General features: G+C 74.1%; 17 protein-coding genes. 12 read left to right on the forward strand and 5 right to left on the reverse strand.

Features of this window, described 5'->3' with window-relative positions; genetic code table 11:
* Positions 1-64: 64 nt before the first annotated feature.
* Positions 65-712, reverse strand: coding sequence for an HAD family acid phosphatase (locus tag ACQEVS_RS28650; protein WP_433025063.1), 648 nt, complete (start codon positions 710-712; stop codon positions 65-67).
* A gap of 254 nt (positions 713-966) precedes the next feature.
* Here ACQEVS_RS28650 and ACQEVS_RS28655 point away from each other — a divergent pair, with 254 nt between their 5' ends.
* The 8 genes from ACQEVS_RS28655 to ACQEVS_RS28690 all read left to right on the forward strand — a co-directional run bounded on the left by ACQEVS_RS28655 (position 967) and on the right by ACQEVS_RS28690 (position 11,038).
* A complete protein-coding gene (locus ACQEVS_RS28655) occupies positions 967-2,139 on the forward strand; it encodes a DNA topoisomerase IB (RefSeq protein ID WP_433025066.1) in 1,173 nt (390 codons plus the stop codon).
* Between the two features lie 498 nt (positions 2,140-2,637).
* A complete protein-coding gene (locus ACQEVS_RS28660; RefSeq protein ID WP_433025069.1) occupies positions 2,638-3,003 on the forward strand; it encodes a hypothetical protein in 366 nt (121 codons plus the stop codon).
* Positions 3,000-3,446: a DUF5709 domain-containing protein gene (locus tag ACQEVS_RS28665; protein ID WP_433025072.1), complete on the forward strand. Its 447-nt coding sequence runs from the start codon at positions 3,000-3,002 to the stop codon at positions 3,444-3,446. Before ACQEVS_RS28660 ends, ACQEVS_RS28665 begins: the two co-directional genes overlap by 4 nt.
* Before the next feature lie 503 nt (positions 3,447-3,949).
* A complete protein-coding gene (locus ACQEVS_RS28670; RefSeq protein WP_433025075.1) occupies positions 3,950-6,628 on the forward strand; it encodes a molybdopterin oxidoreductase family protein in 2,679 nt (892 codons plus the stop codon).
* Positions 6,625-7,116, forward strand: coding sequence for a hypothetical protein (locus ACQEVS_RS28675; RefSeq protein WP_433025078.1), 492 nt, complete (start codon positions 6,625-6,627; stop codon positions 7,114-7,116). The genes ACQEVS_RS28670 and ACQEVS_RS28675 overlap by 4 nt, the downstream gene beginning before the upstream one ends.
* Positions 7,117-7,555: 439 nt before the next feature.
* Positions 7,556-8,776: an MFS transporter gene (locus tag ACQEVS_RS28680; protein WP_433025081.1), complete on the forward strand. Its 1,221-nt coding sequence runs from the start codon at positions 7,556-7,558 to the stop codon at positions 8,774-8,776.
* A gap of 62 nt (positions 8,777-8,838) precedes the next feature.
* Positions 8,839-9,756, forward strand: a complete 918-nt coding sequence (locus tag ACQEVS_RS28685; RefSeq protein WP_433025084.1) for a LysR family transcriptional regulator — start codon at positions 8,839-8,841, stop codon at positions 9,754-9,756.
* Between the two features lie 289 nt (positions 9,757-10,045).
* Positions 10,046-11,038 (forward strand): aldo/keto reductase, encoded by a 993-nt coding sequence (locus ACQEVS_RS28690; RefSeq protein ID WP_433025087.1) that lies wholly within the window; start codon positions 10,046-10,048, stop codon positions 11,036-11,038.
* 81 nt (positions 11,039-11,119) lie between these two features.
* Here the strand turns inward: ACQEVS_RS28690 and ACQEVS_RS28695 are convergent, their stop codons facing one another.
* The 3 genes from ACQEVS_RS28695 to ACQEVS_RS28705 form a co-directional block, all read right to left on the reverse strand.
* Positions 11,120-13,375: an ABC transporter ATP-binding protein gene (locus ACQEVS_RS28695; protein WP_433025090.1), complete on the reverse strand. Its 2,256-nt coding sequence runs from the start codon at positions 13,373-13,375 to the stop codon at positions 11,120-11,122.
* A complete protein-coding gene (locus ACQEVS_RS28700; RefSeq protein ID WP_433025093.1) occupies positions 13,372-13,803 on the reverse strand; it encodes an NUDIX domain-containing protein in 432 nt (143 codons plus the stop codon). Before ACQEVS_RS28700 ends, ACQEVS_RS28695 begins: the two co-directional genes overlap by 4 nt.
* Positions 13,804-14,268: 465 nt before the next feature.
* On the reverse strand, positions 14,269-14,895 hold the full coding sequence (locus ACQEVS_RS28705) for a TetR/AcrR family transcriptional regulator (RefSeq protein ID WP_433025096.1): 627 nt from the start codon (positions 14,893-14,895) through the stop codon (positions 14,269-14,271).
* 50 nt (positions 14,896-14,945) lie between these two features.
* Here ACQEVS_RS28705 and ACQEVS_RS28710 point away from each other — a divergent pair, with 50 nt between their 5' ends.
* The 4 genes from ACQEVS_RS28710 (at position 14,946) to ACQEVS_RS28725 (ending at position 19,649) form a co-directional block, all read left to right on the forward strand.
* Positions 14,946-15,878, forward strand: a complete 933-nt coding sequence (locus ACQEVS_RS28710) for an NADP-dependent oxidoreductase (protein WP_433025099.1) — start codon at positions 14,946-14,948, stop codon at positions 15,876-15,878.
* 268 nt (positions 15,879-16,146) lie between these two features.
* Complete coding sequence (locus ACQEVS_RS28715; RefSeq protein ID WP_433025102.1) at positions 16,147-16,656, forward strand: glutathione peroxidase; 510 nt, start codon at positions 16,147-16,149, stop codon at positions 16,654-16,656.
* A 289-nt stretch (positions 16,657-16,945) separates the two neighbouring features.
* Entirely contained in the window at positions 16,946-18,418 is a 1,473-nt protein-coding gene (locus tag ACQEVS_RS28720; protein ID WP_433025105.1) for a flavin-containing monooxygenase, read from the forward strand.
* 316 nt (positions 18,419-18,734) lie between these two features.
* Positions 18,735-19,649: a short-chain dehydrogenase/reductase gene (locus ACQEVS_RS28725; RefSeq protein WP_433025108.1), complete on the forward strand. Its 915-nt coding sequence runs from the start codon at positions 18,735-18,737 to the stop codon at positions 19,647-19,649.
* Positions 19,650-19,805: 156 nt separating this feature from the next.
* Here ACQEVS_RS28725 and ACQEVS_RS28730 read toward each other — a convergent pair whose 3' ends face one another.
* The gene (locus ACQEVS_RS28730) at positions 19,806-21,341 is read right to left on the reverse strand and encodes an ABC1 kinase family protein (protein ID WP_433025111.1); all 1,536 of its coding nucleotides are present in this window, start codon (positions 21,339-21,341) and stop codon (positions 19,806-19,808) included.
* Positions 21,342-21,380: the final 39 nt, after the last annotated feature.

The raw sequence follows: 21,380 nt of genomic DNA on the forward strand, positions 1-21,380 counted from the left end.
CCCCGGTCCCCGCTTCCCGCCGCTCCCCGCTTCCGCCCGTTCCACGGCTCCCGGGCCCTGCGCGTCAGGACAGCTTGCCGCCGTAATCCGGCAGCTTGAAGCCCTTCTCGTAGAAGCCGCCTTCGAAGTCGGTGGAGCGGTTGCCGATGTTGGCGGTGATGCGGTAGCCGTCCTCCGTGAGCTGTTCGCGGCAGCGCTCCTTGCCCTCGGCCTTGCTCTCGCCGTGCTCCCGGGTGCAGACCGCGTCCACCGGGTAGCCGGCGGCCCTGAGCTCCTTCCGGGCGGACGAGGACGAGGTGCGGGCGGTGACGAAGAGGACGGCGACCTTGTGCTCGTGCGCCCACTCGGCCACGCGCAGGACGGGCTCGTTGGCGCGCCCGGGGTGGTAGTAGGTCTCCAGCGCGGTGTTGTCGATGTCCAGTACGACGGCAGGCTTCCCGCCCTGACCCTTCACCCGGTCCCGCAGCCAGGGGATGACGGGATCGACGGCCTTGCGCACGTCGGCCTGCCAGGTGCCGTAGGCGGGGACGTCCGCGCCGGAGCCGCTCGGTGCGGCGGTGGCGGCGCCCGGCGCCGCGAACGGCAGCGCCAGCGTGGCCAGCGTGGTGACGGCGGCGGTACGGAACCGCAGGGCGGCCCTGGCGGCTTTGACGGGCCGGGCGGACCCGGCGGACCCGGCGGCCTCGGCGGACCCGGTGGACAGGGCAGGCATGGTGGGGGCATCGATCGCGTTCCTTCCGGTGACCAGTGTGACCATCGGACAGGTCAGCAGCATCGTGGGGCTGCCGGGCGAAGGAACGGTGTCGTAGACGTGAAGACTTCATGCCCCCCACCGACACCAGAGCCCTCATCCATACCAAAACCACCATTCGCACCGTGGCACCCGCCGGCACCACCACCTCACCCCACGCCGGCCGACAGCCGTCGGCCCGACGTGAACAGGCGCACCCCGGGTATCAGCCCGGCATGACCGGTACGAAGAGTTCCGTCGGAGTCGTGATCCCCGCCCCGGACCGCCGCCGGGCCCGTACCCTCCCACGGCAGGCGTCCGGCCCGGCCGTTCCCGTCGGCACCGACGTGGGGGACCGTACGAGACGGGCCCCGTCCCGCCTGCACCACAGCCGGCCCACCGAACCCGGCTACGTCCGCCTCCGGCACGGGCGCGGCTTCCGCTACCGCGACGCGGACGGCGCGCCGCTGCGCGACCCCGACGCCCTCGCCCGGATCCGCGCGCTCGTCATCCCGCCCGCCTGGCGCGACGTGTGGATCTGCGCCCGGCCGGACGGCCACCTCCAGGCCGTCGGCACCGACGCCGCGGGCCGCCGCCAGTACCTGTACCACCCGGCGTTCCGCGCGGAGCAGGAGCGGGCCAAGCACGACCACGTCCTGGACGTCGCCGAGGCCCTGCCCGCGCTGCGGGAGGCCGTCGAAGGGCACCTCGCCGACCGCGGCCTGACGCGGGAACGTGTCCTGGCCACCGCCGTCCGCCTGCTCGACCTCGGCTTCTTACGCGTCGGCAGCGACCGTTACGCCGAACTGCACAACAGCTACGGCCTCACCACGCTGCTGCGCGAACACGCCCGCCGCAGGCGCGGCGCGGTCGTCTTCACCTACATCGGCAAACACGGCAGGGAGATCGTCCTGCCCGTCAGCGACCCCGCCGCCTGCCGCACCCTGACCTCGCTGCTCCGCCGCCGCGGTGGGGGCGACCGGCTGCTCGCCTACTGGGAACGGCGCGCCTGGCACGACGTGAGCGGCGACGACGTCAACGCCTACCTCAAGGAACAGGCCGGACTCGACATCACCGCCAAGGACTTCCGCACCTGGCACGCCACCGTGATGGCCGCCGTCGCGCTGGCCGTCTCCCAGGGCGCCGCCCGCAACGAGACGGCCCGGCGCCGCGCCATCGCCCGCGCGGCCGCCGAGGTCGCCGGCTACCTCGGCAACACCCCCGCCGTGTGCCGCGCCTCGTATATCAACCCGCGGGTGATCGAGCTGTACGAGGAGGGCATCACCATCGCCCCCGCCCTGCCGCGCCTCGGGGACGGCGTGGACCCGGGGGTTCCGGCCACCCACGGGCCTGCCGAACGCGCCGTGTTGTGCATGCTCCGTACGGGCCGGCCACCCGAGGGCGGGTGAGCTCCACCGGAGTGAGCGTTCGGGAGCGGTGGGGGTGGTGGGAGCAATGTGAGGCGTGGGGGTAGTGCGAGCGATGTGAGGGGTGGGGGTAAGGGCCTCTTCCTTTGCCTCCTGGGCTGCCCGGGTGGCGTCGGGCCGTCCGGGGCGCCGGCGTGCGTACCGGGCGGCGTATCGGTTACTCGGATCACTCGGGCGGCTCGGGCCACGCGGGTCACTCGGATGGCACGGGTCGCTTGGAAGACTTGGGCCACCGGGACGGCACGGGTCGCTCGGAAGGCTCGGGCCACTCGGACGGCAGGGGGTGCTCGGAAGGTTTGGACGACTCGGATTTCTCCGGCCCCTCGGGTTACTCGCCAGGCGAACAAGGGCGCCCGGGAGGCGTCGGAGCCGGTGCAGCGGGCAGGCGTGTGATCGTCACCGGGCCGTCGGCGTCCGCTCACGGCGACCACGCCCGACGGCCCGGTCACGACCCCGAGAACCCCCGGAACGGAGGACGTCATGCAGGCAGACCACGGTCCCCGCGACCAGGATCCGCACGGCGAGGGGAAGGGCGGCCGCGAGCGGCAGGATGACGACGCCGCGCCCCGCGCGCGGCCGGCGCCGATCGGCAAGGGCGACACGCCGAACGTCGCCGGCAGCGACGTACAGCAGCCCGAGATCGCCGAGGGGCCCGTCGAGGGACTGCAACCCGGCGAGGAGGTGCGCCGCGGCCCCTGGCACCCGCCCGTCGAGGTCGATCCGCCACCCGGCTACGGCCGCCCGCCCGGGGAACGGTCCCGCGACCGGTCCGGGCCGGGACCCGGACCCGGGCGGCGCGAGCGACAGGCGCGAGAGAACACCACCGACGGCGAGGAGACCCCGTGACCAGCCCCCATGACCCCGGCGCCGCCCCCGAGGACGAGGGCATCCCCGACCTCCAGGACGGTACGCCGGAACAGCAGCGGTCCAGTGATCCCCAGCGGATGCCGGTCCCGGGGGACACGCCCACCGCCGTCACCCGGGACCGGCCCACCGCCGAGGAACTGCGGGAAGGCCGGCCCTTGGACGAGCGGCTGGACGAGGAGGAGCCCGAGGCGGACCCCACCCGGCTCGCCGAGCCCGCCCGGCCCGCCCGCGACGACCCCGAGCCCGACGAACCCGCCCCCGGCGCGGAGGCGGCCGGCGACGAGGAGCCCGCCGGGCTGCTCTACGACGAGCCCGACCCCGACCGTCCGCGAAACCAGGACGTGTACGCACAGGAAGGCACGACGGACGGCCTGTCCGCGGAGGAGGAGGCCGTGCGGATCCGGGACGACGAGGCTCTGTGACGGTCGTCGGCGGTCCAGGGGCTCCGTTCCAGGCACTCTGTTTCCAGGGGCTCTGTTTCCAGGGCCCTTGGAACAGAGGCTCCTGTGACGGAGGGCTTGTACCGGCGCCCCTGTGACAGAGGGCCTGGGCGACAAGGGCCGTGGCGACGGAAAGCCTGGGCGCGACGGAAGACTCGTGACGGACCTGCCTCCGCCGCCTCCGTGCCCTCCGTCGCCCCGCATCTCCGCACCTTCATCGCCCTCCGTGCCCCTCCGTCACCCGCACCTCCGCATCCCCACCGCCTCCGCACTCTCCGTCGCCCCCCCCACCGCCTCGCCTCCGTTCCCCCTCACCCTCACCCCCCTCACCTTCGCTCTCACCCGCGCGACCGGTGCGCCGGCCCACCCCGGGTGAATCCCCCGTACGCCCCGCTTGCCGATCCGTGCACCGGGTACCCGGGCCCGGTACCCCAGCAGCGGCCCTCCGCCGCTGGACCCGCCCGACCCGGTGAAGGTGTGAGGCCGTGGACACGTCGGACACATCTGGCACTTCGGGTACGCCCGGCACATCAGCCGACCGGATCGCCGACCCCTGGGGCGCCCGTACGCCCTACGGTCCGAACACCCCCTGGCCCGCCCGGCGGGACACGTACCTGCGGGCCGGGGTGGCGCCGGAGGACGTCGAACGGTGGGTGCGTTCCGCTTCCGTACTGCACTCCAACGGCGACGCGATGGACATCGCGGTCAAGGACGGGCGGATCGTGGGGGTGCGCGGCCGGACGGCCGACCGGGTCAACCGCGGCCGGCTCGGGCCGAAGGACCTGTTCGGGTGGCAGGCCAACGCGTCCCCGGACCGGCTGACGCGGCCGCTGGCGCGGGAGGGCGGACGGCTGGTGGAGACCGACTGGGACACGGCCATGGGCCGGATCGCGGACCGGTCCCGCGCGCTGCTGGACGGCCCGGGCCCCGGCTCGATCGGCTTCTACACCAGCGGCCAGCTCTTCCTGGAGGAGTACTACACCCTCGCCGTGATCGCCCGGGCCGGCCTCGGCACCAACCACCTCGACGGCAACACCCGCCTTTGTACGGCGACCGCCGCCGAGGCGCTGAAGGAGACGTTCGGCTGCGACGGGCAGCCCGCCTCGTACGCGGACGTCGACCACGCCGACGTCATCGCGCTGTTCGGGCACAACATGGCCGAGACGCAGCCCGTGCTGTGGATGCGGGTCCTGGACCGGCTGGCGGGCGCGGCGCCGCCCCGCCTGGTCTGCGTCGACCCGCGGACGACGCCCGTCGCCCGCCGGGCCGCCGTCCACCTCGCGCCGCGTCCCGGGACGAACCTCGCCCTCCTCAACGCCCTGCTGCACGAGGTCATCCGCACGGACCGCGTCGACCACGCGTACGTCCGCGCCCACACCGTCGGGTACGAGGAACTGGCGGCGCGCGTAAGCGAGTGCACGCCGGCGTGGGCGGCGCGCGTCTGCGATGTCCCGGCCGCCGCCATCGAGGAGGCGGCCGAGATCGTCGGCGGCGCCGAGCGGCTGCTGTCCACCGTCCTCCAGGGCGTCTACCAGTCCCACCAGGCCACCGCCGCAGCCGTCCAGGTCAACAACCTCCAGCTGCTGCGCGGCATGCTGGGCCGCCCCGGCTGCGGCGTCCTGCAGATGAACGGGCAGCCCACCGCCCAGAACACCCGCGAGTGCGGCGCCGACGGCGACCTGCCCGGCTTCCGCAACTGGCAGAACGAGCAGCACATCGCCGACCTGGCGAAGGTGTGGAACGTGACGCCGGAGACCATCCCGCACTTCGCCCCGCCCACCCACGCGATGCAGATCTTCCGCTACGCCGAGCAGGGTTCGCTCCGGATGCTGTGGATCAGCGGCACCAACCCGGCCGTCTCCCTGCCCGAACTCGACCGCATCCGGCGGATCCTGGCCCAGGAACGACTGTTCGTCGTCGTCCAGGACCTCTTCCCGACCGAGACGACGCGGCTGGCCGACGTCGTCCTGCCGGCCGCCGGATGGGCCGAGAAGACCGGCACGTTCACCAACGCCGACCGCACCGTCCACCTCTCCGACAAGGCCGTCGAGCCGCCCGGCGAAGCCCGGCCCGACCTCGGCATCCTCCTCGACTACGCGGCCCGCATGGACTTCCGCGACCGGGACGGCGGTCCGCTGATCACCTGGCACGACCCCGAGTCGGCGTTCGAGGCGTGGAAGCGGTGCAGCGCCGGCCGCCCCTGCGACTACACGGGACTCACCTACGAGCGGCTCCGCCACGGCAGCGGCATCCAGTGGCCCTGCACCGCCGACGCCCCGGACGGCACCGAACGCCTTTACGCCGACGGCATCGCGTGGGCCCGCCCCGACGTCTGCGAGTCGTACGGCAGGGACCTCGTCACCGGGGCGTCCGTCGAACCCGTCGAGTACCGGTCCCTCAACCCCGAGGGCAAGGCCGTCCTGAAGGCCGCCGCGTACCTGCCCCCGCACGAGGACGTGTCACCCGACTTTCCGCTGCGGCTCATCACCGGACGGACGCTCTACCACTTCCACACCCGCACCAAGACCGGCCGCGTCCCTCAACTGAACGCCGCCGCGCCCGAGATGTGGGTGGAGATGTCGGCGGCCGAGGCCACCGGGCGGGGGCTGGGGGAGGGGGACCTGGTGGAGGTGGCGACGGCGCGCGGCGCCGTCCGCGCCCGGCTGCGCCTCACGACCGTCCGCGACGGTACGGTCTTCCTGCCCTTCCACTACGGCTACTGGGACACTCCCGGCGGCCACCGCCCCGCCGGCGGCGCCGGCCGGGCCGCCAACGAGACGACGGTCACCGACTGGGACCCCGTCTCCAAACAGCCCCTCTACAAGACCGCCGCCGCCCGGATCACCCTCGTCGAACGTGGCGACGGCACCCCGGCCCCCGCGCCGACGACGACCGCGTCCGCCCCCGCGGGCCCGGACGGCGTACCGCCCACGACCGGCGGCCCGGACGCGTACGCCGTCCACGCGACCGATATCCACGGGGGCGGACGTACGGCCGGCAGCCGCGGGGCTGTCCACACGACCGGCGGCCCGGACGCGTACGCCGTCCACACGACCGGCAACCCCGAGGCTGTCCACGCGACCGGCGACCCCGAGGCTGCCCACGGGTCCGGCGCCCCCGAGGCCGTCCGCACGACCGGCAACCCCGGGGAGGAGCGGCCGTGAAGGGCATCACCCTGACGCTGCGCGCCCTGCACCACGGCGAGCGCGCGCTGGAGAAGAACCTGCTCGCCGCCGCCGCGCGGCACCGCACCGAGCACGAGGTGCACCACGTCGCCCTCGACCTCGCCCGCTGGTCCCGCGAGCACGCGGCCCGGCTCGCCGGCCTCGCCCCGCACTACGGTCCCGGCCTCACCGGTCCGTCCGCCCGGCCGCTGTCCGGCCTCGCCGACGCCGTCCGCGCGAAGGCCGCCGAAGCGCTCGGCCACCGCCCCGAGCCGGGCCTGCTCCTCCTCCACGACCTGCGCGAACTCCACCTCGCCGCCGCCGGCAACTCGCTGCACTGGGAGATGCTCGCCCAAGCGGCCCGGGCCGGCCGCGACGACCGGCTCCTCGACGCCGCGTCGGCCTGCCACCCGGAGACGCTCCGGCAGGTCCGCTGGACCAACACCATGATCAAGACCCTCTCCCCGCAGATCCTCACCAGCCTCTGAGCTCGGTCTCCGCGTCTCCGCGTCCCCGCATACGCGCTCTCGCCTTCTCGCGTCCTCGTTCCCGGATCCGGTGGAACGTCTCCGCCTGCCGTGTGACCGACGTCTCAGTGGTCGTCGCCGTACGTGATGACGTGGGGTCATTCGGATGTCGCATGTGAGATGCGGATGTTCCGCTTGCGGGGGCGGGGCCCACTGTATGTAAATGCCATCCATGCGGAGCGCGTGCATTCACCTCGCGCCCGTTCCGGACAGTACGTCGCCCCACCGGCTTCGTCCCCGACGGAGGAAGAGCCCCCCGGCGCAAACGCCTTCGGACGTACGGAAGTTCGCCGTGTCGTTCGCCGGTGCGGGGGAGAGCGCGCAGGGAAGTGCGTACGGCCGCGGCGTCCTCCCGACGGGACTGCACGGCCGCCAACGAAAAGGACTGGGAACGCCTCGGATGAGCGTCACACAGACAACGGAACCCACAACCCCCCAAACGCGCGACGGCCGCGGCGCGTTCATCCCGCTCCTGGCGCTGGGCACGTTCGCGCTCGGCGTGGACGCCTATGTGATGGCCGGACTGCTGCCGCTGGTGTCGGACAGCCTGGACGTCTCCGCGTCCTCGGCCGGACAGATGGTCACGGTGTTCACGCTCTGCTACGCGTTGGGCGGCCCGGTCTTCGCCACCCTCCTCGCCGCGCGGCCGGCGAAGACCGTACTCGGCGTGGCACTGGTGATCTTCACCATCGGCAACGCGCTGACCGCCCTCGCCCCGACCCTGACCGTCCTGCTGGTCGCCCGGGCGGTGGCCGGCATCGGCGCGGGCGTGTACTCGCCCATCGCCGCCGCCACGGCGGCCGGCCTCACCTCTCCCGAACGGCGCGGCCGCGCGCTGGCCACCGTCATGGGCGGGCTGAGCATCGGCACCGTCGTCGGTGTCCCCGCGGGGATGCTCCTCGCGTCGCACATGGGCTGGCGCGGCACCCTCTGGCTGATCACCGCGCTGGGCGTGGTCGCCCTGATCGGCATCGTGCGGCTGCCGGACGTCGAGGTGAGCGCTCCGCCGCCACTGGGCCGGCGGGTGCGCGCCCTCGCCGGTGGCCGGGTCGCCGGCATCGTCACCGTCTCGCTGCTCGGCGGCATCTCCAGCCTCGGCCTGTACACCTACCTCGCCGAGTTCCTGAAGGACGCCGCCCACACCGACCGGACGGTCTGGGCCATGTGGGCCTGGGGCGCGGGCGGCATCATCGGCAGTCTCCTCATCGGACCCGTCGTCGACCGGACCCGCCGCCCCTTCGCCGCGGTCACCTGCGTCCTGGCCCTCATCGTGGCCGCCCAGTTCGCCCTGCCCGTGGCCGCCCACACCGCCGCTGCCCTGACGGTCGTCCCGCTCGTGATCTGGGGCGCGGCCGGGTGGGCCGTCCAAGTGCCCCAGCAGCACCAGCTCATCGCGGCCCAGCCCCGGCAGGCCACGGTCGCCGTCTCGCTCAACAGCTCCGCCGTCTACCTCGGCAGCGGCATCGGTTCCGCGCTCGGCGGCCTCGTCCTGGGCCTCGGCACCTCCCCGGGCACCCTGCCGTACTGGACCGGAGCCCTCACCCTGCTGGCCCTCGTCCTGCACCTGACCGTGGTGCGCGGCGCCGTCCGACGCGGAGGTTCGACATCCACACCGTCCTGAGCAGGAAGAACAGCGAAAACCCGGCGCGACGGCCGGAGGCCGCGCCGCCTAGCATGACCCCCATGGACATCGGCCTCCGCCAGCTGCGGTACTTCCTCACCCTGGCCGAGGAACAGCACTTCACCTGGGCCGCCGACCGCCTCGGCATCTCCCAGCCCACCCTCAGCCGGCACATCCGGCGCCTGGAGGACGAACTCGGCCGGACGCTGCTGGACCGCAGCACCCGCCACCCCCGCCTCACCGAGGAGGGGCACCGCCTGCGGGACGACCTCCAACACCTCCTGCCCCAACTCGAAGCGGCGCTCCGGCCCGCCGAGCCGCAGTCCTCACTGCGCCTCGGCTACGCCTGGGGCTTCCCTCTCGAACGGGGCCGCCGGGCACAGGCCACGCTGGAGGAGCGGCACCTCGTCCTCGTGCGGACCGTGCGCCGGGACGACCGCACCGCCGGGCTGCGCGAGGGCTCCGTCGACGCGGCGCTGCTCTGGGGGGCCGTCCGCGATCCGCGGCTGGTCACCACCGAGATCCTGCGCGAGCCGCACCTCGCCGTGATCTCCCGGAACTCCACCCTGGCCGTGCGCGAGCGGGTCACCTGGCGGGACCTCGGGCGGCGCTGTCTCGTCGTCAACACCGTCAGCGGCACACTCACCCCACGGGACTGGCCGGCCGACGCGACCCCCGAGGTCGGCGCCGAGACCTCCAACATCGAGGAGTACCTGCACGCCGTCGCCGCCCGGCGCGGTGTCGGCGTGCTCCCTGTGTCGGTGGCCGCCCAGCACCAGGACCCGGACATCCTGTACCTGCCGCTCACGGGCGCCCCGGAGGCCGTCCTCACCTACGCCTACCCCCGCACCAACCCGCACCCCTACGCCGAGACCTTCGGCCGCGTCCTGCGGCAGGGCCGGGCCGACGAACGGGCCGCCTTCGTGAAGAACACGAAGGCGGACGGCCGCGGCGCGAAGGCGGGCGGCCGCCGGGGATGAGCGGCGGCCGCGGCTTCGGGGGCGGCCATCGTCACCCCCCGGCCCGGGGTGGGCCGACCGCCGCCCCCAGCCCGGGCCGGGGCGACGGTCGGTCCACCCCGGGCCCCGGCTTGGAGTGAGCGACGGCCACCGCCGGCCCCGGGCCTGAGACGAACGACGGCCACCGCCGCCCCCCGCATGACGTGACCGACGCCCACCCCCGCCCCCCGCCCCCGGCCCGGGGTGCTGGTGGCGGCCGTCCTCGTCGGCCAAGCTGGAGACCCCGGCCGGAACCACGGAAAGGTCTGCTTTGTACCTCCCCAACCCCGACCGCTACGCCACCATGCCCTACCGCCGCGCGGGCCGCAGCGGACTGAAGCTCCCCGCCGTCTCCCTCGGTCTGTGGCACAACTTCGGCACCGACCGCGACCTCGACACCCAGCGTGCCCTCGTCACCCACGCCTTCGACCACGGCGTCACCCACTTCGACCTCGCCGACAACTACGGTCCGCCGCCGGGAGCGGCCGAGACCGCGTTCGGCCGGGTGCTCGACGGCGGACTGCGCGCGCACCGCGACGAACTGATCGTCTCCACCAAGGCCGGCTACCTGATGTGGCCCGGCCCGTACGGCGAGTGGGGCTCCCGCAAGCACCTCCTGGCCTCCCTCGACCGGAGCCTGCGCCGCATGGGCCTGGAGTACGTCGACGTCTTCTACTCCCACCGCCCGGACCCCGGCACCCCGCTGGAGGAGACCATGGGCGCCCTGGACACGGCCGTCCGGCAGGGCAAGGCCCTCTACGCGGGCGTCTCCAACTACCCGCCGGAGCAGACCCGCGAGGCCGCCCACATCCTCCGCGACCTCGGCACCCCGCTCCTCCTCCACCAGCCCCGCTACTCCCTCCTCGACCGTTCCCCCGAGGACGAGTTGCTGGACACCCTGGATGAGCTGGGGGTCGGCCCGATCGTCTACTCGCCCCTCGCCCAGGGCCTGCTGACCGACCGCTACCTCGACGGCATCCCGCCCGGCTCCCGGGCGGCCGGCGCCAGTCCGTTCCTCAGCTCCGCCGACGTGACACCCGAACTCGTCACCCGCCTGCGGGCGTTGAACGACGTCGCGGTCAAGCGCGGCCAGACGCTCGCGCAGCTGGCGCTGGCGTGGGTGCTGCGCTCCACGGTGACCTCGGTGATCGTCGGCGCCAGCAGCACCGCGCAACTCGACGACAGCCTGGCCGCGACCCGGAACCTCACCTTCACGGACGAGGAACTGTCCCTGATCGACGCCGCCTTGGAACCCGCGGCGTAACGCCGGACACGGCGCGGGGCGGTGCGTAACGGCGCGGGACGGCGCCGGGGCGGTCGTCCACGGCCCCGGCGCCCCGCCCGCTCACCGCATCGCGCTGCCCTCCTCCGCGTCGTCCGGCATCCGCCGCCCCGGCACCCGTACGTCCTGGTACTGGGCGCGCTGCAGCTCGTACAGCTCCCGGAAGACCCCGGCGGCCGACGGGCGCAGCAGTTCCTCGAAGGTGCCGGACTCGACCAGCTCGCCCTTCTCCAGGACGTGGATGAGATCGGCGTGCCGGACGGAGGCGAGGCGGTGGGTGATCAGGACGACCGTCTGCCCGCCGTCCGCCAGTTCGCGGATCCGCTCGAAGACCTCCAGCTCGGCGCGGGCGTCGAGGGCGGAGGTCGGTTCGTCGACGATCAGGATGTCGGCGTCGCGGTAACGGGCGCGGGCGATGCCGAGCCGCTGCCACTGGCCGCCGGAGATCTGGTGCCCGCCCCGGTACCCCTTCGACAGCAGCGTGTCCCAGCCGTGCGGCAGTTCCGCGACCATCGTGTCGGCGCCGGTGTACGCGGCGGCCTCCTCCACCGCCGCCTGGTCCACCGGCCGGTCCGGGCGGCCGACGGCGACGTTCATGCGGCAGGTGAACGGCCAGCGGTGGAAGTCCTGGCCGACCATGCCGATCCGTGACCACAGCCGGTCGCGGTCGAGGGTGCGGGCGTCGACGCCGTCCCACCGGACGGTGCCCGCGTCCGGGTGGTAGAGGCCGGCCAGCAACTTCGAGACGGTCGTCTTGCCCGACCCGTTCTCGCCCACCAGGGCGATGATCCGGCCGGCCGGGATGTCGAGGGTGACGTCCTTCAGGGCCGGCCGTTTGCGCTGGTCCCAACCCCGCTCGTCCGGCTTCCGTTCGTCCGGCTTGCGTTCGTCCCGCCCACGCTCGTCCGGCTTCCGTTCGACCCGCTTCCGTTCGTCCCGCCCACGCTCGTCCCGCCTCCGCTCGTCCCGTTTCCGCTCGTCAGGTTTCTCCGCTTCCGTGGGGCCCTCCGCGCCGTCGTCGTCCTCCGGGTAGTGGAAGGTGACGTTCTCGAAGCGGATCAGCGACACCTTGTCCGGCACCGGTTCGCCGCCGGCCGGGATCGTGTACTTGCGCGCCTCCGTGAAGAGGCGTTCCAGGTCGCCGACGTAGGCGGACTCCTCGTACAGGTTGTTGACCTGGAGGACGAGGGCGGTCAGGCTCTGCCCGCCGCCGCGGATGGCGAGGACGGCCGTGCCCGCGATGGACAGCGACATCACGCCCGTGGCCAGCAGCACGCCGAGCGACGCGTACGTCAGGGCGGCGGCCAGCCCGGTCAGGGCGGAGGCGAACAGCCGGACCCGGGCCCGGTCCGTCGCCAGCCGGGACTGCTCGGCCTCGGACGTCTCCGCCATCGCGCGGAAGTGGTGCAGCAGGAACGGGCCGACGTCGTGGACGCGGATCTCCGCGGCGGGTCCCGTGCGCATCAGCGTCTGCGTCAGCAGCCGGCCCGCCCGGGCGTGCTGCATCCAGCGCAGGTAACTGGCGTACCGGGCGCGGGCGCTGCGCAGCGACGCCCAGGAACGGGGGACGGTCATCAGGATCAGCAGCGGCAGCAGCACCGGGTGGAGGACGGTGAGGACGCCGGCGGCCGCCGCGAAGCTCACCAGTGAACCGATCACTCCCGTGCAGACCTTGACCATGCGGCGGGCGGAACCCGCCCCGTACTGGGCGGAATCCATCAGCCGGTTGAAGCGGGCGTCCTCGATCGCCGCCAGCTCCACCCGCGCGACCCGTGCCAGGTACATCTCGGTGGCGACCCGTTCGACCTTCGGTTCCAGCCGGCCCGTCCCGGCCGTGGACGCGGCGTCGGCCAGCGCGCCGACGACACCGGTGACCGCGACGCCGATCATGGCGGGGACCGCGGACTGCACCCGGTGGCCGATCGTCCCCGCGGCCAGCACGGTGGCCAACACACTGTTGACCGCGATCAGCCCCACGGCCTGCCCGATGCCCCGGACCAGCTCGGCGACGCCCACCGTCCACAGCGCGCGGCGGTCGGCGCGCAGGGCGAGGCGCGCGGTGAACGCCACCATGCGGGGCAGTTGCAGCGCCATCGCCCACAGCGACATCTCGAAGCAGGCGTTCTGGTGGTCGGCCCAGCGGGCGTCGTACAGCAGCGGACCGCCGAAGAGCAGCCGCTCGGACGCGGACCCCTCGCCAGACTCCGTCCCTTCGCCGGCCTCCGTCCCCTCGCGCGTGCTCTTCGCGCCCCGGGGGCTCTTCGTGCCTGGGGCGCTCTTCGTACCTCGCGTGCTCTTCGCGCCTCGGGTGATCCTCACGCCTCGCCTCCGTTCGCGACGGCCCAGCCCGGGAGGGACAGCAACGCCCCGGCGTTGAACTCGGCGAGCAGCGCCGCCGTGTGGGGCGTACGGTCCGCGGGCGGCCGGGCCGGATCGGCCCACACCACCGCCGGCCGCAGCCGTCCGGCCCACCGCTGGGCGGTGAACACGACGCCGAGCCGCCCCTGCCCGCCCGGGGTGCGGCGGTGGACCAGATGACAGAACTCCAGGTCGCCGGGGTCGACGCCGACACCGGTCTGCCGCCGGACCTCGCACAGGGCGCGCGCGGTGACCGGTTCGCCGTGCCGCAGCACGCCGGTGGGCGGGGCGAGCGGGCCGGGCTGGGGCGGGGGGACGAGCAGCACGCGCCCGTCCTCCCGTTGCAGCAGCACGGTCACGTCGACCGGACAGGCATCCGTTCCGCTCATGCCCGCCTCCCCACGGCGCCGGCGGACCGGCGGACCCGCGGCGCGGGGCGCCTCGGCGGACTCTCCACAGGCCGGGATTCGAACGGCAAGGGCGCCTCCATGGTGAGCGAGTGACGTTCGTTGCGGTGATGCACCGCGCCTCCTCATTGACGGGCCGGATCGGACGGGTGCTCGGAAAACGACCCCCGATCGTGGACGTCACGGCTTCCCAAGTGCGCCTGGTCGTGCGGGAATTCGAGGCACCGTCAACGGGCCAGTGTTCACGGGCCGCACGGCCCGCCGCCCGGTGTGCGATTCACTCGAGCGTGTCCCGTCACCCGATCCGGGCATTGCGTTGCGGACGAGAACGCCGCCGCCGACGCGCCCGGGAACGTTCCCCCACCGTCGCGTCCCGCCCGCCGCCGGGCCCGGCGCGAACGTGTCTTTGCAACCGGTGGGGTGAACGCCTCCGCCGGAGACGTCCCGCTAGGACGCGACCGTCGGCGGCACCCGGACCGGCGGGGGCAGCGGCGGGATGGCCGGCCCGGCCCGCATGCCCTGGATCAGCAGCGCGGCGAAGCGCCGTGAGGCGGTCACCGCGGCAGCCGACGAGGATGTCCGGATGCCGCCGTTGGCCATCAGCACCATGATCAGGTCGTCCAGGACGAAGTCCGGGCGCAGCCCGCCCACCGCCTTGGCCCGGCGGACGAGTTCGGCGACCTTGCCCAGGGCCCGTTCCCGGTCCGCGGCGAAGTCGATCGCGCGGGGGAAGGCCGAGACGAACGCCGCCGTGAAACCCCGGTCCCGCGCCTGCATCTCACACACCGCCTCGATCACCAGGCAGAAGCCGCGCCAAGGATCAGGATCGGCCAGCCCTTCGTCGACGACGGCCGTGCAGGCCGTCAGCTGCTCGCGGAACGCCTCGGTGACCAGCGCCTCCTTGGTCGGAAAGTGCCGGTAGAGGGTCGCGGGACCGACCTCGGCACGCCGCGCGATCTCGCGCATCGCCACGTCCAGCCCCTGCTCGGTGAAGGTCGTGCGGGCCACGGCGAGGATGCGCTCCCGGTTGTCCCGGGCGTCGGAGCGCGGGGAGCGAGACAAAGGGTCCGTCACCGCTCTCACTTTAGCCACACGGACGAGGGGTTCCGTTAGCGTCCGACGCCATGAGAGCGCTGACATTCTCCGCATACGGTCCCGCAAGTGTCCTGGAAGTCGCCGACGTACCGGAACCCCACGCGGGACCAGGTCACATCCGGGTGGCCGTGCGGGCATCGGGCGTCACACCCTCCGACTGCCGGCTCCGTTCGGGCCGGTTCCGCGACATCGCGCCGCTGCGCCTGCCCCACGTGCTCGGCATGGATGCCGCGGGTGTGGTCGACGAGGTCGGCACAGGAGTGACCGGTGTCCGGCCGGGCGACGAGGTCTTCGGCATCGTGGAGGTCGCGGAACTCGGCGGTGCGAACGCCGAGTACGCCGTCCTGGCGGCCTGGGCGCCGAAGCCGGACGCGCTGAGCTGGGAACAGGCCGGCGGCGCGGCCGGGAACGCCGAGACCGCCACACGGGCCCTCGACCGGCTGAAGGTCGGCACCGGCACGACCCTGCTGATCGAGGGCGCGGCCGGCGGGGTCGGCACGGTCGCCGTCCAACTCGCGGCGGCCCGCGGCGCGACCGTCATCGGTACGGCCGGCGCGCGCAACCACACGTTCGTCGCGGGGCTGGGTGCGACGCCGACCACCTACGGCCCCGGACTGGGCGAGCGGGTAACCGCCCTGGCACCGGACGGAGTCGACGCCGTCCTGGACTGCGCCGGATCCGGCTCGCTGCCCGATCTGGTGTCCCTCACCGGAAGCCCGGACCGGGTGGTGACCATCGCCGACATGAACGCCGCCGAGCACGGAGTCCACCACACGCACTCGGCGGGCCCGGGAGCGGACCCGCAGGCGGTCGAAGGACTCGCCGTGGCCGCCGCCCTCGCCGGACAGGGCCGCTTCACCGTGCCGGTCGCGGCCGCCTTCACCCTCGAGAACGCCGCCGCGGCACACCGGTTGAGCGAGACGGGTCACGCGCGGGGGAAGATCGTGCTCACCCTCCAGTAGCGTGGCAGCGGCACGTTCGTACGGTCGCGGTGACGCGCCGCGCGGGCGACGGCCGCGTGGCGCCGGCCCGCCTACACCCGTCCTCACGGGGCCGGCACCTGTTCGCCGCCTATGACCTGGGCGGAGACACCCTCCGCGGCCACATCGGGAGGACAAGGGACCGGAGGGGGCCGGCGCGCCGGGGGCGTCCGTCGGGAAGAATCGCTTCCGTAGACATCGGGCCGGCCCGACGGCGGCCGGTTTGACGAGGACGATTCAAGGAGCGCACATGTCCGCCCCCTCTTCCCCCTCCTTTCACGACGTGGAGATCGATGCCCTCGGCGGTGGTCCCGCCGACCTCGGCCAGTACCGGGGCAGGGCCGTCCTCGTCGTCAATGTCGCTTCCCGGTGCGGGCTGACTCCGCAGTACGCGGGGCTGGAGAAGCTTCAGCAGCGGTACGTCGACCGCGGTTTCACCGTGCTGGGCGTGCCCTGCAACCAGTTCATGGGTCAGGAGCCCGGCAGCGCGGACGAGATCGCCACCTTCTGCTCGGCCACCTACGGTGTGACGTTCCCGCTGACGGAGAAGACCGACGTCAACGGCGAGCAGCGGCACCCGCTGTACGCCGGACTCGTGGACACGCCCGACGCCGAGGGGCACACCGGGGACATCCGCTGGAACTTCGAGAAGTTCGTCATCGCCCCCGACGGCACGGTCGCCGCCCGGTTCAGCCCGCGCACCGAGCCCGACGCCCCCGAGGTGACGGCCGCCATCGAGGCGGTGCTGCCGGCCGCCTGACGCCGGCTTTCCGCGTGCCGGGGGTGGCGCCGCCGCGGGCTGTCGGCGGCCTTGGCGTCCGTTCGGGGCGGCCCACCGCTCCGGAGGTCGCGGCTCCGGTGGTCCGGTGGGTCCGGTGGTCCGGCAGGTCTGATGGTCACCGTTCCGGTAGTCACCCTTCCGGTGGTCATCGGTGAGGCGGCGAGCCGTCTTCCGCCGGGTAGAACCACGGTGTCCGGCGCGGCGGTTGGTGTGCCACCGGGCGCAGCGGGCGCGCCCGGCGCCTGGTGGCGGTGAAGGAGGGGCCCGTATGGAGATCGTGGTGGTGGGGGCGGGGTTCGGCGGTATCGCGGCGGCCATCGAGCTGCGGCGGCACGGGTTCCCGGACGTGGTGGTGCTGGAGGCCGCGCCGGACATCGGCGGCACCTGGTTCCACAACACCTATCCGGGCGCCGCCTGCGACATCCCCAGCCACCTGTACTCGTACTCCTTCGCCCAGGGCTACCCCTGGTCGCGCTGGTGCGCGCCGCAACCGGAGATCCTCGACTACCTGCGGCGCACCGCCCGGCACTTCGGCGTCGACTCCGCCGTGCGGACCGGGCTGACGGTCACCTCGTGCGCCTGGGACGACGACGCGTGCCGCTGGACGGTGCGGGCCCGTTCGCGGACGGGGGAGGAGGACGTCCGGCGGGCGGACGCCCTGGTCCTGGCGACCGGCCGGCTGAACCGTCCGGCGGTCCCCGACCTTCCGGGCATGGCGCGGTACGCGGGACACCGGTTCCACTCCGCCCGCTGGGACCACGGATACCAACTGCGGGACCGGCGCGTGGCCGTCGTCGGAACCGGTGCCAGCGCGGTGCAGTTCGTCCCCCGGATCGCGCCGGTCGTCCGGTCCCTGACCGTCTTCCACCGCTCCGGGAACTGGATCCTGCCCCGCCTCCCGGAGGGCTGTCCCGCCGGGTGGCGGGCGCTGCTGCGCGGAGTGCCGGGGCTGCGGCGCGGGTGGCGGTCGCTCGCCCGCCGGGGCGCGGAGTCGCTCACCCTGGCCGCGCGCCACCCCCGGAGCGCGGGCCGCCTGGCCGCATGGGTGTCCGCCGCCTACACGCGGCGTCTGCTGCCCGACCCGGAAGTACGCCGACGGCTCCGGCCGGACTACGCCTTCGGCTGCCGACGTGTGCTCTTCGACTCCGACTATCTGCGGACCCTGTCGCAGCCCCACGTGGACCTGGTGACGGAGCCGATCGTGCGCATGGCCGAGGACGGGCTCGTGACCGCGGACGGCCGGACGCACCCCGCCGACTGCGTCATCTTCGCCACCGGCTTCCAGGCGACCGGGCCCTCGCCCGGCCCGGAGGTGACCGGCACCGGCGGCCTTCCCCTGCGCACCGCCTGGGCCGAGGGGCCCCACGCCCACCTGGGCATCATGGTGCCCGGCTTCCCGTCGATGTTCCTCATGTTCGGCCCCAACTCCGGTACCTCCGGCGGGTCGATCCTCGACATCCTGGAGGCGCAGGCCCGGTGGACGCGCCGGGTGCTGCAAGCGGCCCGGGACGCCGGAGCGGCGGCGGTGGAGGTCCGGGCCGAGGCCGAGGAGGCCGGCGTCCGGGAGCTCAGGGCTCGCTTCACCGGGACGGCCTGGGACACCTGCGACTCCTGGTACCGGGACGAAGCCGGCCGGCACATCGTCAACTGGCCTGGCACCATGGCCGAATACGCCCGCAGGACCCGCCGCCCCGACCCGGCGGACCTGCGGTTCACGTCCCGTCCGCCGCACGGCGGGTGAGGAGCGGGCCGGCGCCCGCCGCGACGGCCTCTCGCCGGAGCAACCGCCTCCGCTCGCTTCTCATCCTGTCCGACTTTTCGGGGCGCGCCGAGTTTCCCCGGGACACCGCATCCGCCGCCCGGTGCCCGGGCAGCCTTCCCGCGGCGGGGTGAGAGCGCGTTGCCGTTCGGCCCGTTCGGCGCGTCGGCGCGGCCAACGACCCGCGCCCTCCAGGGGCCGGGCCCGGCCGGACCCGGCCCGGAACGACTCGCAGTCGGCTCGCAGCCGATTCCCCGCCCATCGACGCCGTCCCTGTCTCCGCCCCCGGAGGATCCCCGTGAGCAGTCCCCAGCCACCCGGCCGCCCGGTACCCGCCCGGTGGCGCCACGCCCTCGCGGGCCGGACCGTCGTCGTCACCGGCGCCGCGCGCGGCCTCGGCGCCCTGCTCGCCCTCCGGCTGAGCGCCTGCGGCGCACGGGTGGCCCTGGTGGGACTGGAGGAGGAGCGGCTGGGGACCGTCGCCGGCCGCTGCCCCGGGCCGGCGCACCACTGGGCCGCGGATGTCACCGACGGGCCGGCGCTCACCGCCGTCGCCCGTCAGGTCACGGAGCGCTTCGGCGGGGTGGACGCCGTCGTCGCCAACGCCGGGATCGCCGTGCACGGGCGCCTGACGGACATCGAACCCGACGTCTTCGCCCGGGTGATCGAGGTCAACCTCCTCGGCAGCGCCCATACCGCCCGTGCCTTCCTGCCCGCCCTGCTGGCCGCCCGGGGGCACCTGCTGCAGATCACCTCCGTGGCCGCCCTCGCCCCGTTCCCCCTGCTCACCGCCTACGGAGCGAGCAAGGCGGGCGCCGAGGCCCTCGCCCTGGCGCTGCGCGCGGAGACGGCCCACCGCGGTGTCACGGTCGGGGTCGCCTACATGAGCTGGACCGACACCGACCTGGTACGCGCCGCCGACGAGTACGCCCCGCTCCGCGCGATGCGCCGGTCGTTCCCGCCGCCGTTCGACCGGATCCATCCCCCGGAGGCCGTCGTCGACCGCCTCGTCGCCGGCCTCGTCCGCCGCTCCCCGTACGTCTACGGGCAGCGCTGGGCGCGCGGCGTCCGCCTCGTCCGTCCCCTGGTCGCCTCGGTCACCGCCCACGCGGGCCCCCGTCTGATGCGCCGCATGGACCCCGCGTTCGCCGCGTCGCGCGACACCGTCCTGCGGCCGCTGGGCGGAGGCGGAGAGGCGGCCTGGCCCGGCTGAGCCACCGCCGGCCCTCCGGCTGTTGTCCGGCCGACCCACCGGCCGTCGTCCGGCCGGCCCTCCGGCTGTCGTCCGGCCGACTCTCTGGCCGTCGTCCGGCCGGCCCACCGGTACCCGCGGCGCCCGGCCCGGCGTCACCGCCGCGCGGACGGGCCCTCAGCGCCGTCGTCGCCACCACCACAGCGCGGAGGCCGCCAGTGCGGCCCGCGTCAGGCGGCGGTGCCGCAGGGCGTCGTGGTGTTCGGCGAGGGAGAAACGGCGTTGCACGGGCATGATCTGCACCGTCAGCTCGCCGCCGGCCAGTGAGCGGGTGACCGTGCGCAGGTCGCGCAGCAGGTTCTCCCCGAGGGCGAGCGCCTGGAGGGCCTGATACCCCAGGTGCTGCTCGGAGAGGGCCTCGCGGGTGAAGGCGCGCACCACGCGGGGCACGGACCGGACCAGGACCTCGGTGACGGACAGGCGTGGCGCCACGAGGCGCACGGACCCCTCGATGTTGGAGAAGGACTTGCTCAGCAGGCCGATCATGGGGTTGGTCTGGATGCCGCGCGCGGTCGAGTACTTGAGCAGGCTCGCCAGCGAGGCGCCGAATCTGAGCCGTTCGAGGGGGACGTTGTGCAGCGCGGGCACGAGGATCGTCATGTCCTGGTGGAAGCCCGCGAGATCGGCCCACGGCATGGGCCGGCCCATCTCAGGCCAGTTGCGGGCCACGATCTGGGCGTCGTTGGCGGCGAGGCCGAGGAGGGTCATGGCCAGGGCGAGGCTGAGGTGCCGGTCGATGCGGCCGACCATGCCCCAGTCGATCAGGGTGGTGACCCCGTCGGGGGCGACGAAGACGTTGCCGGGGTGCGGATCGGCGTGGAAGGCGCGGTCGAGCAGGTACTGCTGGCACATGAACGTCAGCAACTGGCCGCCGATCTCCCCCCGTACCTCCGGGGCGAGGCTCCCCGCGTCGGCGTCGCGGATGCTCACTCCGGGAGCGCGGGTCTGGACCAGCACCCGGGGCGTGACGAGCACGGTCTCCGGGACGCGCAGCAGGCCGTAGGGGGCGACGGCCCGCCGGGCGGCGTCCATGTTCGCCGCCTCCAGCGTGAAGTCGAGCTCGTGGCGCATGGCGTCGAAGACGACGTGGAGCATGGCGGAGAAGTCGACGGTGGCGTTCAGCAGGGGCGTACGCCGGGCGAGCAGCCGCACGGCGGTGCTCAGCAGCCGCATGTCGGTGCTCATCACCGCCCGTACGCCCGGCCGTTGGACCTTGACGACGACCGGGCGGCCGTCACGGAGGCGCGCGGCGTGGGTCTGGGCCACGGAGGCGGCGCCCAGCGGCCGGCGGGTGTCGAGGTCGGAGAAGCGCTCGCGCCAGCCGGGGCCCAGCTCCTCTTCCAGGACGGGCTCCAGGCAGGCGAAGGGGAGGGGCGTCGTCCGGTCGTGCAGGCTCTCCAGCTCCGCGGCGACGGCTTCCGGGACCAGGTCCTGCCGGGTGGAGAGCACCTGCCCCAGCTTGACGTACAGCGGGCCGAGCCGCTCCAGGGCACTCCGCAGCCGTACCGCCCGCTCCCGGGACGCGGCGCCCTCCGGCACCCCCTCCGGCACGCCGCCCGGCCGCAGCCGGGCGCCGCCCGAGCGGACCTCCTCCACCGCGAGATCCGTCAGGACGGAGAGCAGCAGCCGACATCGGTGGGCTGTGAGCACCACGTGCCCGCCTTCCTCGCCGCGAGCCCCGGTCGTCCGTCT

Origin of the sequence: Streptomyces sp. CA-181903 (assembly GCF_050937075.1) — a bacterium.
Classification (GTDB): domain Bacteria; phylum Actinomycetota; class Actinomycetes; order Streptomycetales; family Streptomycetaceae; genus Streptomyces.

Coding starts and splice junctions, on each gene's coding strand:
- ACQEVS_RS28715 (WP_433025102.1), top strand. CDS start 16,147: ATGTCCGCCCCCTCTTCCCCCTCCTTTCACGACGTGGAGATCGATGCC.
- ACQEVS_RS28720 (WP_433025105.1), top strand. CDS start 16,946: ATGGAGATCGTGGTGGTGGGGGCGGGGTTCGGCGGTATCGCGGCGGCC.
- ACQEVS_RS28680 (WP_433025081.1), top strand. CDS start 7,556: ATGAGCGTCACACAGACAACGGAACCCACAACCCCCCAAACGCGCGAC.
- ACQEVS_RS28710 (WP_433025099.1), top strand. CDS start 14,946: ATGAGAGCGCTGACATTCTCCGCATACGGTCCCGCAAGTGTCCTGGAA.
- ACQEVS_RS28650 (WP_433025063.1), bottom strand. CDS start 712: ATGCCTGCCCTGTCCACCGGGTCCGCCGAGGCCGCCGGGTCCGCCGGG.
- ACQEVS_RS28660 (WP_433025069.1), top strand. CDS start 2,638: ATGCAGGCAGACCACGGTCCCCGCGACCAGGATCCGCACGGCGAGGGG.
- ACQEVS_RS28655 (WP_433025066.1), top strand. CDS start 967: ATGACCGGTACGAAGAGTTCCGTCGGAGTCGTGATCCCCGCCCCGGAC.
- ACQEVS_RS28685 (WP_433025084.1), top strand. CDS start 8,839: ATGGACATCGGCCTCCGCCAGCTGCGGTACTTCCTCACCCTGGCCGAG.
- ACQEVS_RS28700 (WP_433025093.1), bottom strand. CDS start 13,803: ATGAGCGGAACGGATGCCTGTCCGGTCGACGTGACCGTGCTGCTGCAA.